Here is a 15,729-nt window from a genome sequence, read left to right as displayed (position 1 = left end):
CGGACGACGCGATGGCGGAACCAGGCGACGACCGGCCGAGGGCGTCGGTGACCCACCTCGCGGTCATCGCGTCCTTCGGGCTGGTCGCCGGCGTGGTGGCGGCGCTGCTCGACTCGCCGCTGCCGGCCCCGCTGATCGGCTGGGACGTGACCGCCGTCGTCTATCTCATCTGGGTCTGGTCCGCCATCTGGCGGATGGACGCGGCGACGACCGCCCGGCTGGCGCTGCGGGAGGACCCCAGCCGGGGTGTCACCGACGTACTGCTGCTCGCCGCCTGTGTCGCCAGCCTGGTCGCGGTCGGGTTCGTGCTGGTCGACGCCAGCGCCCGGGACGGCCGGCTGACCAACCCGTACGTCGCGGCCGGCATCGGCAGCGTCATCCTCTCCTGGGCCGTCGTGCACACCGTCTTCACCGCCCGGTACGCCCGCCTCTACTACACCGGGCCGGACGGCGGCATCGACTTCCATCAGCGGGAGCCGCCCCGGTACGCCGACTTCGCGTACGTCGCGTTCACCGTCGGCGTGACGTTCCAGGTCTCCGACACCAACGTCACCGACAGCGGGATCCGCGCCACGGTGCTGCGGCACTCGCTGCTGTCGTACCTGTTCGGAGCGGTGATCATCGCGGCGGCGATCAATCTGATCGCCGGTCTGGCCAGGTGACGCGGGGCCGGTCCGGCCCGCCGCCGGCACCGGCTGCGGTGCGGGGCGGCGGCCCGCCGATCGGCTAGGCTCGGCGCTGCCCCGGAGCGGACGCGCAGGTCACCGGCCCAGGTTGCGGCGCGGCCAGCGGCCCGGGGTGGCCGGCGCCGCCGGCCGGCCGGACGACCGAGAGGGCTACGTGACCGACGACCGATGGGCCACGCGGGACGATCCATGGGCGGATCGAGGGCCGCGGATGTGGGACCCGGGCACCGACGACCGTACGCCGCGCCAGCGCCGCACCGACCCGCCGCCGGCGGCCGCACCGGCGGGTGAACCCGCCGCGACCGGCTGGCCGCCGCCCGCGGAGCCCGCCCCGGAGGCACCGCCGGCCGGCCACCCGGGCCCCGCCCCGACCGCGCGTCGGCCGGGGGCGTCGGCCGACGGGCCGGCCGGGCCCGGAGCCGGGGAACCGACGGTGACCGCGGGCGGGCCCGGCGCCGGCCCGGTGCCGGGCGACGGCCACCATCACCACCACGGACCGGCCGGACCGGCGAGCGCCCACACCCGGCGTGCCGTCTTCGCCATCCTGATCCCGGCGGCGGTGGCGACCCTGGTCGGTCTGCTCGTCCTCTGGCCGGGCGACCGGGCCACCTCGGCCGCCGCCGACCCGACCGAACGCGCCTACGGCGAGGTGGTCCGCGTTGTCGAGGAACCCTGCCCGGAGGGCGACCCGACGGTCGGCGAGTCGACCGAGGATCCGGGCGGTCTCGGCGGCTGGCCGTGTGGCAGTGCCGACGTACGGATCGGCGAGGGCGCCGGTGCCGGCCAGACCGCCACCGTCGAACTGCCCCGCGGTCCCGGCTCACCGAGTGTGGACGTCGGTGACGACGTCGTGCTGCTGGTGCTGGAGGGGATGGTGCCGGGCAGCGTCGCCTACACCATCACCGACCACCAGCGCGGCCAGCCGATGATCTGGCTGATCGCCCTGACCGCCGCGGTGATCATCGGATTCGGGCGCTGGCGGGGCCTCAGCGCGATCGCCGGGCTCGCGGTCAGTTTCGGCGTCCTGCTGCTCTTCGTCATCCCGGCGATCCTGGCCGGCTCGTCGCCGCTGCTGGTCGCGGTCGTCGGCGCCGCGACGATCATGTTCGCGGTGCTCTACCTGACCCACGGCACCAGCGTGCACACGTCGGTGGCGATCCTCGGCACGCTGGTCGCCCTCGTGCTGACCGGGCTGCTCGGGGCCGGCTTCACCGCGCTGATCGAACTGACCGGGGTCGGCAGCGAGGAGAGTGCCTACCTCGCCGTCATGCAGGGCAACGTCGACATGCGCGGGCTGCTGCTGGCCGGGATCATCATCGGCGCGCTCGGTGCGCTCGACGACGTGACCGTCACCCAGGCGATGACGGTCGCCGAACTCGCCCGGCACCCCACGTCGCGGCGGAACCTCTACCGGGCGGCGGCCCGGGTCGGGCGCTCCCACGTCGGGTCCGCCGTCAACACGCTGGTGCTCGCGTACGCCGGCGCGTCCCTGCCGCTGCTGCTCCTGATCGCCGCCGGTGGCCAGGACGTCGGCAACCTGCTCACCAGTGAGTTCCTCGCCGAGGAGATCGTCCGCAGCGCGGTCGGCACGATCGGCCTGGTGGCCGCGGTGCCGATCACCACCGCCCTCGCCGTGCTGGTGGCCGAGCCCGGGCGTGGAAAGGCCTCCACCGCCGCAGCCACCTGACCGGCGGCCGTCGCCCCGAACCGGGCGCCAGCGGAGTCATCACGACCGGATGACCCCGCTGGCGCCCGGTTCGTCGAGGTGGGGGGCCGGGGGGCCGGCGTCTGTCGACTGTGGTCGGTAGGCGTGTCGACGGCGACCGATCAGGGGTGGCGGTGTCCGGGGTGTCCCGGGAAGACTGCCGAGTGCCTTTCGTCCGGTGACGGTAGAGATCGTTAGGGACGTGCGTCGATACTCCGGGCCCGCTGTTTCTTTCCACGAGGAAGCAACTGGGTGGCGGGCGAGCGGGCGGCCGAGGTGGCACCCGCCGCCCGGCATCCGCCGGTGTGTGGCGTTCGTCCTGTTCAGTGGGGTGTCGCTGGGCCTTCGAGATCAACCCGTGACTTGACGCCATACTTCGTTCGCCGTAGGAAGAAAGTGTGACCGACGTGGTGACTCCACCAAGCAGCCCCGTGAGCCGGGAACGGGCCCGAGAGATCAAACGGATGTCCGTGATCTCCACCGCCCGGCAGGTACGCGTGCTGTCCCGTGCGGAACTGACCGAGCTGACCGGGCTCAGCCCGGCCACCCTGACCCCGCTCGTGCGCGAGCTGATCGCCGAGGGATACCTCGTCGAGCGGGGCACCGCCGCGTCGCGGTCCGGCCGGCCCCGGACGATGCTCGAGTTCAACCCGCGCGCCGAACTCGTCGCCGCCGTGTCACTCGAGCCGTCCCGGATCAGTTGCGAGATCGCCGACAGCGACGGCGCCGTCATCGCCCACCGCACCGCCCGGATCGGCTCCGACATCGTCGAGACGGTCTGCACGTTCGTCCCCGAACTGGTCGGCGCGGCGCTGCCGTCGCTGCGCGGCGTCGCGATCGCCGCGCCGGGCGTGTCGTCCGGCGGCGCGGTCCGGCTCGCCCCGTCCGTCGGCCTGGTCGAGGACCGGCCGATAGGAGAATCGGTACGGCAGCGGCTGGGCGTACCCGTCGTCGTCGACAACGACGTCAACCTGATGGCCGCCGGCGAGCACGCCGCCGGTGCCGGTGCCGACGTCGACGACCTGCTGCTGCTGCACGTCGCCGACGGCGTCGGCGCCGGCCTGATCCTCGACGGCCGGGTCCGCCGCGGCGCCGCCGGTGCCGCCGGCGAGGTCGGGTTCCTGCCGCTGGACGGCCAGGAGCGCGGCTACGACGGCGTCGGCCCGTTCGAGGCCCGTTGGTCGGAGAACGCCATCGCCGAGCGGGTCGTGGCGCTGCGTCCCGGTCGTCGACCGGCCGAGGCCGTGCGTACCCTCGTCGAACTTGCCGACACCGAGGCGGCCGCTGCCGACTACCTGGCCGAGGTACTCGAAGCCTGGGCCCGGCTGATCGTCTCCTGCGTCTGCGTCGTCGACCCCGGCCGGGTGCTGCTCAGCGGCGCCGCGGCACAACTCGACGACGCCGCGCTCGACCGCCTCCAGGACCTCGTCGCCACCCGTGCCCCCGCGGCGACCGACGTACGCCGGGCCGTGCTCGGCGACCGGGCGGTCCTGCACGGCGCGGTCAGCTACGCGCTGTCCGCCGCCGCCACCCACCAGTCCTCCCCGTCGTAGTTCATCCCCGCCAGTCCCTCAACCGGAGGTTCCCCATGAGACGTCGCCTAGCTCTGGCCGGCGCGCTCGCCGCGCTCATGACCGTCACCACGGCATGTGGCGGAGGCGGCGACGACACGTCGTCGTCGTCCGAATCGGTCGAGAACATCGTCATCTACACCGCGCGCGACAAGAAGGTCACCGACTTCGTCATCGAGAAGTTCACCGAGGCCAACCCCGAATACCAGGGCAAGGTCGAGGTCCTGAACATGGGCGCCCAGGAGATCCTGGAGCGGGTCCGCGCCGAGAAGGCCAACCCGCAGGCCGACGTCTGGTGGGGCGGCACCCAGCAGGGCCTGTCGGCCGGCGCGGGCGAGGACCTGCTCGCCCCCTGGCAGCCCACCTTCGCGCAGGGTATGGACGCCAACTACAAGGACGCCGAGAACCGCTGGTTCGGCGAGATCCTGCTGCCGCAGGTCATCGTCTACAACAACAAGGCGGTCACCCCGGAGCAGGCGCCGAAGGACTGGGACGACCTGATCACCCCGGCCTGGAAAGACAAGATCATCATCCGGGACGTGCCGGCCTCCGGCGGCATGCGCTCCATCTACTCGTCGATGATCCAGCGGTTCTCGGCGGACGGCTCCAACCCGCAGCCCGGCTTCGACTGGCTGCTCAAGCTGGACGCCAACACCGCCGACTACGCGGCCAACCCGGCCGACCTCTACCTGAAGCTCTCCCGCGAGCAGGGCGTGGTCAGCGCCTGGAACCTCCAGGACGTGCTGCTCCAGGCCAACCAGTCGAACATGCCGTTCGGCTTCGTGATGCCGGCCTCCGGCGCGCCGGTCCTCGTCGACGGCGTGGGCGCGGTCAAGGGCGGCAACAGCACCGGGGCCCAGAAGTTCCTCGAGTTCCTCTACGAGGACGGCCTGCGCGCCGACCTGGCCCGCGACTACTTCCAGATCCCGGCCGTCGAGATCGCCGAGCAGCCGCAGTGGCTGACCGAGCTCGACCTCAAGCCGATGAACGTGGACTGGTCCGTGGTGGCCGCCAAGGAAACCGAGTGGATCAACCACTGGAACGCGGAGATCAAGAACAAGGGCTGACCGGTACGCGGCCGGGCCCGGCACCGGCCCGGCCGCGCACCACCCGCGCCCGCCCCCATCGTGGGCGCTCAGGCACATTCCGAAAGGCACATCATGATCGATGTCACGCTCGAGTCGGTGAGCAAGCGCTTCGCCCGCGGCGGTGACGTGGCGGCGGTCGACGACGTCGACCTCACCATCGCGGCCGGCGAGTTCTTCACCCTGCTCGGACCCAGCGGCTGCGGCAAGACCACCACCCTGCGGATGGTCGCCGGGTTCTACTTCCCGACCTCGGGACACATCCGCTTCGGCGGCGAGGACGTCACCCGTCGGCCGCCGAACAAGCGTGACACCGGCATGGTCTTCCAGAACTACGCGCTCTTCCCGCACATGTCCGTGGCCCAGAACGTCGCGTACGGCCTCAAGATCCGCAAGGTGGGCCGGGCCGAGTCCGCCCGCCGCGTCGACGAGGCACTGGCCCAGGTGCACCTGGGCGGCTACGGCACCCGCCGCATCGACGAGCTCTCCGGCGGTCAGCAGCAGCGGGTCGCGCTGGCCCGCGCCCTGGTCATCCGGCCGCGTACCCTGCTGCTCGACGAGCCGCTGTCCAACCTGGACGCGAAGCTGCGCGAGGAGACCCGCGCCGAGATCCGCCGCATCCAGCGCGACGCCGGCCTCACCTCCATCTACGTCACCCACGACCAGGCCGAGGCGATGGCCATGTCGGACCGCATCGCGGTGATGGAGTCCGGCAGGGTCCGCCAGGTCGGCAGCCCGCAGGAGATCTACCACCGGCCCGCGACCACCTTCGTGGCGCGCTTCATCGGCCGCAGCAACGTGCTGTCCCTGCCGGTCCTCGGCGCCACCGACACCACCGTCGACGTCGGCCTGCCCGGCGGCGGTCGGGCCACCGCCAAGGCACCCGAGGGCCACGGGCTCACCGAGAACGACACCGCCCTGGTCTCCATCCGCCCCGAACACGTCGCGCTGGCCCGGCCCGGCGACAAGGACACCCTGCCCGGCCAGGTCACCGACGTCGAGTTCACCGGCATGTCGACGAACCTGACCCTCGACGTCGCCGGCACCACGGTCAACGTGTCGGCCATCGACGTACCCGCCACCGTCGCGGTCGGCGACCGCCTCGAGGTACGGCTGCCCGCCGACCGCATGTGGGTGGTGCGGCCGTGAGCTCGACCACCCTCGGCGCCCGTGCCGCCGTCCTCACCGGGCGGCTGCGCGGCGGATCCGGTGCCGGCTGGTTCCCGTACCTGCTGGTCCTGCCGCTGGCCCTGGTCCTGTGGGGCTACGTCGTGCAGCCGATGCTCGCCACCTTCGGGGAGAGCGTCGCCGAGGACGGCACCGGCAACTACCTCAGCTTCCTGGGCAGCGCCGGCGTCGCCCGCGCCTCGCTGCTCACCTCGCTCGCCATCTCCGCGGCCAGCGTCCTGCTCTGCGGCATCGTCGGCGTCGGCATGGCGTTCCTGCTCAAGCGGTTCACCTTCCCCGGCCGGCGGCTCATCGAGGCGATCATCCTGGTGCCGGCCGCGCTGCCGCCGCTGATCGGCGCGATCTCGTTCCAGCTGCTCTACAGCGAGACCGGCATCCTGCCCCGCGGCCTGCAACAGCTCTTCGGCACCGCGAACCCGGTGCTGCCGTTCGACGGCATCGCCGGCGTGCTCGTCGTGCACACCTTCACCATGTACCCGTTCTTCTACCTGGCCGCGTCCGCCGCCCTGGCCGGCATGGACCCGTCGGTGGAGGAGGCCGCGTACAACCTCGGTGCCAGCCGGGTCCGGGTGTGGCGCACCATCCTGCTGCCGATGCTGACCCCGGCCCTGGTCAGCGGCTCGCTGCTGGTCTTCATGACGTCGCTGGCGTCGTACACCGCGCCGCTGCTGTTCGGCGTCGACCAGACGATGACGATGCAGATCTACATCAACCGCACCAACGGCGACCTGCCGATGGCGTCCACCTACGCCTCGGTGCTCGGTATCGTCTCGATCGTCTTCCTGCTCGGCATGCGCTGGTACGAGGGGCGGCGCAGCTACCGCTCGATGTCCAAGGGCATCGCCGCCCACCGCCGCGAGATCACCAACCCGTTCGGCCGCTGGCTGGCGCTGCTCGGCTCGCTGCTGGCCACCGTCGTCCTGCTCGCCCCGGTCGCCACGATCGCGCTGGTCGCCTTCTCCGCGGACGGCTCGTGGACCACCGAGGTGATCCCGAGCGTCTACACCACCGAGAACTTCGTCGCGATCTTCACCGAGCCGCGGTCGTTCCAGCCGATCCTGAACTCGCTGCAGATGAGCGCGCTGGCCACGGTCGGCTGCATCGTCATCGGCGTGCTCACCGCGTACGCGGTACGGCGGCTGAAGTTCTTCGGCCGCGGGCTGCTCGACGTCGCCGTCATGATCGCCTGGGCGCTGCCCGGCACCGTCGTCGCGATCAACCTGATCTCGGCGTTCAGCACCGGCAACGCGTTCAGCCTCGGCCAGGTCCTCGTCGGCACCTTCTGGATCGTGCCGCTGGCGTACTTCGTCCGGTTCCTGCCGCTGGTGTTCCGGTCCAGTTCGGCCGCGCTGGCCCAGCTCGACCCGAGCATGGAGGAGGCCGCCCGCAACCTCGGCGCCACCTGGTGGCGGGCGTTCCGCACCGTCACCCTGCGGCTGATGCTGCCCGGCGTGTTCGCCGGTGCCCTGCTGGCCTTCGTGCACGGCGTCGGCGAGTTCGTCGCCTCGGTGCTGATCTACACCTCCAGCACCACGCCGATCTCGGTGGCGATCAACAACCGGATGTACTCGTTCGAGATGGGCACCGCCGCCGCGTACGGCATGCTCCAGGTGGCCCTGATCTTCGTGGTGATGCTGGTGTCCGGCCGGCTGGAGAACGGCGGCCGGCGCACCTCGCGGGAGGCGACCCAATGGGTGAACTGATCCACGCCAGCCGGGTGCCCGGCGGTGAACTCGCCGACGTCGCCGCCACCGCCGACTTCGCCGTACTGCCGGTCGGGGCGGTCGAGTGGCACGGGCCGCACCTGCCGCTGGGCACCGACCTGATCCTCGCCGAGGGCTTCGCGAGGAGCACCGGCGGCGACGGCCGACGCGGGGTGCTCTTCCCGGCCGTGCCGTACACCGCCTGCCCCGGCCAGACCCGGCCCTGGCCGGGCACGATCGCGGTCCGGCCCGAGATCGCGGTGGCGTACCTGTGCGACGTGCTGGAGGGCATCGTCGCCGCCGGGTTCCCCCGGGTCCTGGTCGTCAACGGGCACGACGCCAACATGTCGACGGTGCGCGCGGCGATGGAGTGGGTGTCCGGCCGGCACCTGGCCAGCCTGCTGCTGGCCAACTGGTTCCAGCTGGTCACCCCGGCGGAGACCACGCAGATCTACGGCGACCTGCCGGCCCGCGGCCACGGCGGCGCGTACGAGACGTCGGCGGTGCTCGGCTTCGACCCCGACGCGGTACGCCCCGACGCCGTCACCGACCTGCCGCCCCGGCCGAAGCTGGCCACCGGCCACCCGTACGTGCTGATCGAGTCCCGCCCGAATCCGTGGGAGGGCTGGTCCGGTCACATCTCGCTGGCCACGCGGACGACGGGGGACCGGGTCCGCGAACTCGCCGCCACCCGGCTCGGCGAGCTGATCGACGCCTGGCTCGCCGCCCCACTACCGGCCGCCCCCGACGCCGCTCCGCTGGCGGAACCCGAATCACGATGACGCATCCCGACGCCCCATCCGGGACCGACGGAGTCGGTCCTCGTCCCACCGGCCTTGACCACGTCCGGACCGACGGAGTCGGTCCCCGGTCCACCCAGCCTGACCAGGTCCGGACCGACGGAGTCGGTCCTCGCTCCACCCACCTTGACCAGGTCCGAAGCAAGGAACGAGCAATCGACGTAGTCGATTTCCATCTCCACCTCGGCATCCAGGACGACCCGGTCATCCGCTCCTGCGAGGAGGCCGCCGGGATGCACCCCGGCGGCGAGCACGAGCGGGCGGTCCGCGCCGCCGGCAATGCCCCGTACGCGGCGGCGTGGCGGCGGGCCTGGGCGTTCCCGGATCCGGAGCCGCCCGCCGACCGGCTGGTGGAGGCCGACCGGTGGGCGGACGAGTTGCGCGCCCAGGGCGTACGCCGGGCGGTGTTCGTCACCGGCGGCGGCAACGACGCGCTCGCCGACGCCGTCGACCGGCACCCGGACCTGTTTCTCGGCTTCGCCCACCACGACCCGTTCGCGCCGGACGCGGCGGCCGAGCTGGAGCGGGCGGTGACCGTACGCGGCCTGCGCGGCCTGAAGCTGTTCGCCCCGCTGCTGCGCGGCCCGCTGGACCACCCGGACCTGGATCCGGTGTGGCGTACGGCGGACCGGCTGCGGGTGCCGGTCCTGGTGCACGTCGGCCACTACGGCAGTGCCGGCGGGTTGTCGTCGAGCCCGCACGACAGCCCGAACCACCTGGCCCGGGTCGCCCGGCGGTTTCCGGAGCTGCCGTTCGTGGTGCCGCACTTCGGGGTCCAGCACGTGCAGGAGCTGCTGTTCGCCTGCTGGAGCTGCCCGAACATCCACGTCGACACGTCGGGTTCGAACCAGTGGGTGCGCTGGATGCCGTACCGGCTCACGCTCGACGACCTGTTCCGCCGCTGCTACGAGACGATCGGCCCGGGGCGGATCGTGTTCGGCAGCGACTCGTCGTGGTTCCCGCGCGGCTACGTCGGCCGCTACCTCGACGACCAGTTACGCATCTGCCGGGAGATGGGGATGCCCGAGTCCGACCTGCAAGCGATCTTCGCCGGAAACGCCGTACGGCTGCTGGGTCTGCCGACCTAGCAGCGACCGCCGGGGCGACCCGGCGCGACGAACCAAGGGATTTGCCATGAGCCTGAACACCTACCAGCAGCACCACCTGCGTGTCGCGTTCGAGCATCACGCGGGCCACCTCTTCGGCCCGATGGTGCGGGCCAGCCAGGCGCACGTGGTCATGCTCGCCGAACGGGGGCTGGTCCCGGCGGACCGGGCGGCCCTGCTGCTGCGCGGCCTCGGGGAGCTGCGCGGCGACGGTGGGGAGCCGCTGGTGTTCGACGGCAGTGTCGAGGACGTCTACTTCACCGTGGAGAAGCGGCTGGCCGCCGCGTGCGGCATCCCGACGTCGCAGCTCGACGTGCAGATGGCCCGCAGCCGCAACGACCTGGACGCCGGGGTGTTCCGGATGGTGCTGCGCGAGCAGCTGCTGCGGGTCGTCGACCGGCTGCTGGCGACCGGTGTGACGGCGTTGGACCGCGCCGACCGCTACGCCGACGTGGTGATCACCGGCTACACGCACCGCCGCCCGGCGCAGCCGACCACGATCGGCCACGCGCTGGCCGGGTACGCCGAGGCGCTGGCCGGCCAGGCGGTCGCGTACGCCGACCTGCTGGACCAGATGAACCGCTCGCCGCTCGGCTCGTGCGCGTTCGCCGGCACCGACCTGCCGATCGATCCGGCCCGGCTCGCCGAGCTGCTCGGCTTCGACGGGCTGGTGACCAACTCGTACGAGGCGGTCGCCGGCGCCGACCACCTGGTCCGGGTCGCCACCCTCAACGCGCAGGCGCTGGCGACCGGCGCCCGGCTGGCGCGCACGTTGATGGACTGGCTGACCTGGCGTTGGGTGAACACCCCGGAGGGTTTCACCCAGGGCAGCAGCATCATGCCGCAGAAGCGCAATCCGGTGGTGCTGGAGCATCTGGTGTCGATGGCCGGTGCCGCGGCGGGCGACGCCGCGTCGGTGCTCAACAACGTCGGCGCGGCCTGGTGGGAGGACTCCAACAACGCGACCACCGACGTGCAGACCCGGCTGTGGGACAGCGACGACCGCACCGAGCGGTTCTTCGCCCTGCTCGGGGGCTTCCTCGCCGAGCTGACCCCGCTGGAGCCGCCGGCTCCGGCGGAGATCGTCGCGTCGGGGGCGACGACCACGGCCGCCGCGGACGCGCTGACCCGGCACGGGGTGCCGTTCCGGGCCGCCCACTCGGTGGTGGGCCGGCTGATCCGTGGCGGCGCCCCGGACACCTGGACGCCGGAGCGGGTGCGGGCCGCCGCGACCGATGTCGGCGTGCCCGAACCGCTGGGCGACACCGCGGTCGACGACCTGATCGCCGCCGCCGTACGCCCCGGGCTGGTTCTCGACCGGGCCCAGGCCGACGGTCCGGGGACCGCCGCCGTACGCGCCCAGGTGGCCGTCGTCCGTGGGGTGCTCGACGGCGTCTCGGTGCGGGTCGCCGGCCTGCGGGAGCGGCTGGCCCGGGCCGACGAGGCGCTGGACGCCGCCGTGGCCGGACGGGTGGGCCGGTGACCGTGCACAGTGGTCCGGTCGTCGAGAGTCGGCCGGAACCCGTACGTCCCGACGCCCGCCGGCTGCTCGGCATCGACTTCGGCGGCACCAAGATGGCCGTGGCGGTGGCCGACGCGCAGGGCCGGATCCTGCGTTCCGAGCGGGTGCCGACGTATGCCGGGCGGGGGGCCGGGCAGGCCCTGGACCGGGCCCTGGAACTGGCCGGCCGGCTCGTGTCGGACGCCGGCGGCTCGCTGGCCGCCGCCGGGATCGCCTCGCCGGGCGTGGTCCGCGACGACGGCATCGACCTGGCGCCGAACGTGCCGGGGTGGGAGCGGCTGCGGCTGGCCGACGCGGTGCGCGCCGCGTTGCCGGTCTCCGTGGTCGAGGTCGGCAACGACCTGAACGCCGCCGCCCTGGCCGAGTTGCGCCTCGGCGCGCTGCGCGACGCGGATCCCGGGCTCGTCGTCGGTCTGGGCACCGGGGTCGCGACGGCGCTGACCGTCGGCGGATCCGTGGTCGCCGGGCACCGGGGTGCGGCCGGTGAGATCGCGTACGCCGTCACCGGCGCGCACTGGCCCGCCGTTCCGCACGACACGATGCTGGAGGCGGTCTTCTCCGGCCGGGCCCTGGACCTGCTCGCCGCCGAACTGGGGATGTCCGGTGGGGCCGCGGAGTTGTGCCGCCACGCCGAGCGGCCGGGTCCGGCCCGGGACGCGCTGCTCGTCCGGGTCGACGAGCTGGCCCGGCACCTGGCCACCTGCTGCCTGCTGGTCGACCCGCGGCGGGTCGTGCTGGTCGGCGGCGTGGCCCGCAACGACCTGGTCCGTGGGCTGCTCGCCGATCGGTTGACCGCGGTGCTGCCGCACCGGCCGGACGTGGTCCTGTCGACGTTCGCCGACGACGCGGCGCTGCTCGGCGCGGTGACGATGGCCGGCGAGGCGATGGCCGCGCACCGCTAGTCCCTCGACCGTCTCACCTGGACGGAACGCGCACGGGCGCGGCACCGAACCGGTGCCGCGCCCGTGGCCGTATCGGGTGGATCAGATGTTGTTGATGATCGACATCGAGGTCTCGTGCTGGGTGGCCAGCATGTCCGAGACGGCGCCGGCGTCGTAGTAGCCGCCGGACTCGACCGGCGCGCTGTCGGAGGAGTAGTCGGCCGAGTAGTCCGGGGCGGTCTCGGCGGTCGGCTCGGTCGGCGGGACGTCGTAGGTGCCGACGCCCTCCTCCCAGACCTGCTCGGCCACGCCGTCACCGTCGTGGTCGTAGGTCATCACGTCGACCAGCCCGTCACCGTCGGTGTCGGCGCCGGCGATGATCCCGCCGTCCTCGAGCACCTCGTACGCGACGATGTCCTCGACCCCGTCGCCGTTGATGTCCTCCATGAAGACCTCGGCCATTGTGCTTTCTCCTTTTTCGGTTTCGCTCTGTGCTGACGGCAACGCTAAGTCATGACCGGCGTGCCGGACTCCCTCTTTGATGCCAACCCGACAGCTGCGGTTCCGGGCGGTTTCCGGCGTCGGCGGGGTGTTCCGCGCCGTCGGGTGTTGCCGCCGGTTCGGCCGCCTGATCTTCGGTGGCTGGGACACGATGGCCGCAGGGGGTGGTGAGATGGCGAACGCGATGGGCGTGGCCGTTCTGGACCTGGTCCGGCGGGCCGTCGGGGAGACCACGGCGGGCACGGTGTTCGGCGAGCCGGTCAGCCGGGGTGAGGTCACCGTGATCCCGGTGGCCCGGGTCAAGGGCCACGGCGGTGGTGGCGGTGGCGGCGGCAACGCCGACCCGGCCGCTGCGGCGGGGCAGCAGGGCAACGGGTCCGGTGGCGGCGCGGCGCCGCACGCGGGCGGCGGTTCGGGGGCCGGGATGCGGCTGTCGGCGCGTCCGGTCGGGGTGTTCGTCCTGCGTGACGGCCGGGTCCACTGGCGTCCGGCACTCGACCTCAACAAGGTGATCCTCGGCGGTCAGGTCGTCCTGGTCGTGGCGCTGCTGACCGTACGGGCGATCGCCCGGGGCCGTCGCGCATAGCACATCGGGGCCGTCCGGGCGGCGCCTGCCGGCCGACGGCGTGCTGTGACGTTGGTTATCAACCGGGGATCCGGGTAGCCCGTCACCACACCCGCAACCTAGCGTTCGCGGTGAACAGCATTCACTTCAGGCAGTCGGTGCCATCACCATCTCATCGCGACCGGGGGACGGGGCGTGTTCGCTTCCTGGGGATCATTCACTTACCGCCTGCGTTGGACCGTTCTCGCGGTCGTCGCCGTGGTGGTCGTCGGCTCCGGCGTCTGGGGCCTGGGCGTCTTCAACCAGCTCACCGAGGGCGGCTACATCGACCCGGGCAGCGAGTCGGCCAAGGCCGCCGCCGCGGTCGAGGCGGCACTCGGACCGCAGGGCGGCGACGTCGTCGCCATCTACACCCCGGAGTCCGGCACCGTCGACGACCCCGGGCTGGCCCAGCAGGTGACCGCCCGGCTCGACGCGCTGCCCGACTCGGCCGTGCTCGACGTCAGCAGCTACTGGCAGACCGGCGCGCCGCAGCTGGCCACCCCCGACAAGACCAGCGCGCTGGCCGTCATCACCCTCGTCGGCGACGACGAGAACGCCAAGCTCGAGTCCTACCGGGCCATCAAGGACGAACTGGCCGTCGGCGGCGCGCAGACGCAGATCGCCGGAAGCGGCCCGCTCCAGGACTCGACCTCCAACCGGTCGAAGACCGACCTCACCCGGGCCGAACTCGTCTCGCTGCCGATCGTGCTCGTCCTGCTCGTCCTGATCTTCGGCTCGCTCGTCGCCGCCTCGCTGCCGGTGCTGGTCGGTGGCCTGGCCGTGCTCGGCTCGCTCGGCATCCTGCACGCCGTCGCCCTGACCACCGAGGTCAACTCGTTCGCGGTCAACGTCGCCAGCCTCCTCGGCCTCGGCATGGCGATCGACTACGGCCTGTTCATGGTCGGTCGCTTCCGGGAGGAGCTGGCCGCCGGCCGCTCGCCCGAGGTGGCCGTACGGCACACCGTGGCCACCGCCGGCCGTACCGTCATGTTCTCCGCCACCCTGCTGATCATCGCGCTCGCCGGCCTGCTGCTCTTCCCGCAGGGCTTCCTCAAGTCCCTGTCGTACGGCGGCATGACGGCCGTCGCGCTCGCCGCGGTCGTCTCGCTGACCCTGCTGCCCGCGCTGCTGGGCATCCTCGGCCCGCGGGTCGACCGGCTCGCCGTACGGCTGCCCCGCCGCAGGGCCACCGCCGACGGCGGCGGGTGGGCCCGGCTGGCCGCCGTGGTCATGCGCCGTCCGGTCCTGGTCGCCGCCCCGATCCTCGCCGTCCTGGTGCTGCTCGCCCTGCCGATCGGCCAGGTCCGGTTCGGCGAGGTCGACGAGCGGGTGCTGCCGGCCAGCGACCCGGCCCGGCAGGCGATCGAGACGCTCAAGACCGAATTCCCGGTGATGAGCGGCAACGGCGTACAGGTGGTGCTGCGCGGGGCCGACGGTGCCGCCCCCGACCAGGCCGCGGCGCAGGCGTTCGCCGGCCGGGTCGGTGCGGTCGAGGGCGTCGAGGCGGTCAACCCGGGCGGCGCCGGCGGCGACCTCGTGGTGTTGACCGCGACGCTGGCCGACCGCGACCCGCTCAGCGACGCCGCCCGGGACACCGTCGCCGACATCCGGGCGCTGACCCCGCCCGCCGGCACCGACCTGCTGGTCGGCGGCACGACCGCCCGCAACGTCGACAGCCTCGACGCCACCATCGCCAAGCTGCCGCTGATGGCCGGCCTGCTGGCCGGCGCCACGTTCGTGCTGATGTTCCTCGCCTTCGGCTCGATCCTGCTGCCGATCAAGGCCATCCTGATGAGCGTGCTCAGCCTGTCGGCGACGTTCGGCATCCTGGTCTGGCTCTTCCAGGAGGGGCACGGCGAGAGTTGGCTGCGGGTGACCCCGGCACCGCTGGAGGTCGGCATCGTGGTCCTCATGGCGGCGGTGGTGTTCGGCCTGTCCACCGACTACGAGGTGTTCCTGCTGTCGCGGATGGTCGAGGCCCGTGCCAAGGGGGTCAGCACCGTCGAGGCGGTCACCACCGGCCTGGTCCGCACCGGACGGGTGATCAGCGCCGCCGCGCTGCTGCTGGTGGTGGTGACCGGCGCGTTCGCGTTCGCCACCGTCGCCATGATGCGGTTCATCGGGGTCGGGATGATCATCGCGCTGGTGCTCGACGCGACCGTGGTCCGGATGCTGCTCGTACCGGCGGTCATGCGGCTGCTCGGCGACGCCGTCTGGTGGGCGCCGGGACCGCTGCGCAGACTCCAGCAGGCGGCCGGCCTCCAGGAGTCCGACGAGATCGAGGCGACCGACAAGGAGTACGCCCTGCGCTGACGGAGCCCGGTCGCCGTACGGATCCCGGAATGACGGTGGGAACCGTACGGCGACCGGTACC

13 protein-coding genes are annotated in these 15,729 nt (G+C 72.7%); 12 read left to right on the top strand and 1 reads right to left on the bottom strand.

Annotation, left to right across the window (positions count from 1 at the left end):
- Window positions 1-11: 11 nt before the first annotated feature.
- From Prubr_RS34240 to Prubr_RS34195, 10 genes are all read left to right on the top strand, one after another.
- The gene (locus Prubr_RS34240) at window positions 12-662 is read left to right on the top strand and encodes a DUF1345 domain-containing protein (protein WP_212819582.1); all 651 of its coding nucleotides are present in this window, start codon (window positions 12-14) and stop codon (window positions 660-662) included.
- 235 nt (window positions 663-897) lie between these two features.
- Window positions 898-2,373 (top strand): YibE/F family protein, encoded by a 1,476-nt coding sequence (locus tag Prubr_RS34235; protein ID WP_212819580.1) that lies wholly within the window; start codon window positions 898-900, stop codon window positions 2,371-2,373.
- Between the two features lie 482 nt (window positions 2,374-2,855).
- The gene (locus tag Prubr_RS34230; RefSeq protein ID WP_246568043.1) at window positions 2,856-3,944 is read left to right on the top strand and encodes an ROK family protein; all 1,089 of its coding nucleotides are present in this window, start codon (window positions 2,856-2,858) and stop codon (window positions 3,942-3,944) included.
- 35 nt (window positions 3,945-3,979) lie between these two features.
- Window positions 3,980-5,029, top strand: coding sequence for an extracellular solute-binding protein (locus Prubr_RS34225; protein ID WP_212819575.1), 1,050 nt, complete (start codon window positions 3,980-3,982; stop codon window positions 5,027-5,029).
- Window positions 5,030-5,146: 117 nt separating this feature from the next.
- Window positions 5,147-6,196 carry an ABC transporter ATP-binding protein gene (locus Prubr_RS34220; RefSeq protein WP_246568041.1) on the top strand — a complete coding sequence of 350 codons (1,050 nt, stop codon included), beginning with the start codon at window positions 5,147-5,149 and terminating at the stop codon, window positions 6,194-6,196.
- Window positions 6,193-7,938 carry an ABC transporter permease gene (locus Prubr_RS34215; RefSeq protein ID WP_212819571.1) on the top strand — a complete coding sequence of 582 codons (1,746 nt, stop codon included), beginning with the start codon at window positions 6,193-6,195 and terminating at the stop codon, window positions 7,936-7,938. The genes Prubr_RS34220 and Prubr_RS34215 overlap by 4 nt, the downstream gene beginning before the upstream one ends.
- Window positions 7,926-8,720, top strand: a complete 795-nt coding sequence (locus Prubr_RS34210; RefSeq protein ID WP_212819569.1) for a creatininase family protein — start codon at window positions 7,926-7,928, stop codon at window positions 8,718-8,720. Before Prubr_RS34215 ends, Prubr_RS34210 begins: the two co-directional genes overlap by 13 nt.
- Complete coding sequence (locus Prubr_RS34205; RefSeq protein WP_212819567.1) at window positions 8,717-9,826, top strand: amidohydrolase family protein; 1,110 nt, start codon at window positions 8,717-8,719, stop codon at window positions 9,824-9,826. Before Prubr_RS34210 ends, Prubr_RS34205 begins: the two co-directional genes overlap by 4 nt.
- A 46-nt stretch (window positions 9,827-9,872) precedes the next feature.
- Window positions 9,873-11,327, top strand: coding sequence for an argininosuccinate lyase (locus tag Prubr_RS34200; protein ID WP_212819565.1), 1,455 nt, complete (start codon window positions 9,873-9,875; stop codon window positions 11,325-11,327).
- The gene (locus tag Prubr_RS34195; RefSeq protein ID WP_246568037.1) at window positions 11,324-12,268 is read left to right on the top strand and encodes an ROK family protein; all 945 of its coding nucleotides are present in this window, start codon (window positions 11,324-11,326) and stop codon (window positions 12,266-12,268) included. Before Prubr_RS34200 ends, Prubr_RS34195 begins: the two co-directional genes overlap by 4 nt.
- A gap of 81 nt (window positions 12,269-12,349) precedes the next feature.
- On the opposite strand, the gene Prubr_RS34190 is transcribed toward Prubr_RS34195, so the two are convergent.
- Complete coding sequence (locus Prubr_RS34190) at window positions 12,350-12,709, bottom strand: hypothetical protein (protein WP_212819563.1); 360 nt, start codon at window positions 12,707-12,709, stop codon at window positions 12,350-12,352.
- A gap of 79 nt (window positions 12,710-12,788) precedes the next feature.
- Between Prubr_RS34190 and Prubr_RS34185 the strand changes: the two genes are divergently transcribed.
- Both Prubr_RS34185 and Prubr_RS34180 read left to right on the top strand, forming a co-directional pair.
- Window positions 12,789-13,334, top strand: a complete 546-nt coding sequence (locus tag Prubr_RS34185) for a hypothetical protein (protein WP_246568035.1) — start codon at window positions 12,789-12,791, stop codon at window positions 13,332-13,334.
- Window positions 13,335-13,508: 174 nt separating this feature from the next.
- Window positions 13,509-15,668 carry an MMPL family transporter gene (locus Prubr_RS34180; protein WP_212819561.1) on the top strand — a complete coding sequence of 720 codons (2,160 nt, stop codon included), beginning with the start codon at window positions 13,509-13,511 and terminating at the stop codon, window positions 15,666-15,668.
- Window positions 15,669-15,729: the final 61 nt, after the last annotated feature.

Source organism: Polymorphospora rubra, assembly GCF_018324255.1.
Taxonomy (GTDB): domain Bacteria; phylum Actinomycetota; class Actinomycetes; order Mycobacteriales; family Micromonosporaceae; genus Polymorphospora; species Polymorphospora rubra.
Note: the sequence above shows the minus strand (reverse complement) of the source record. Positions and strands in the feature narration are given on the sequence as shown.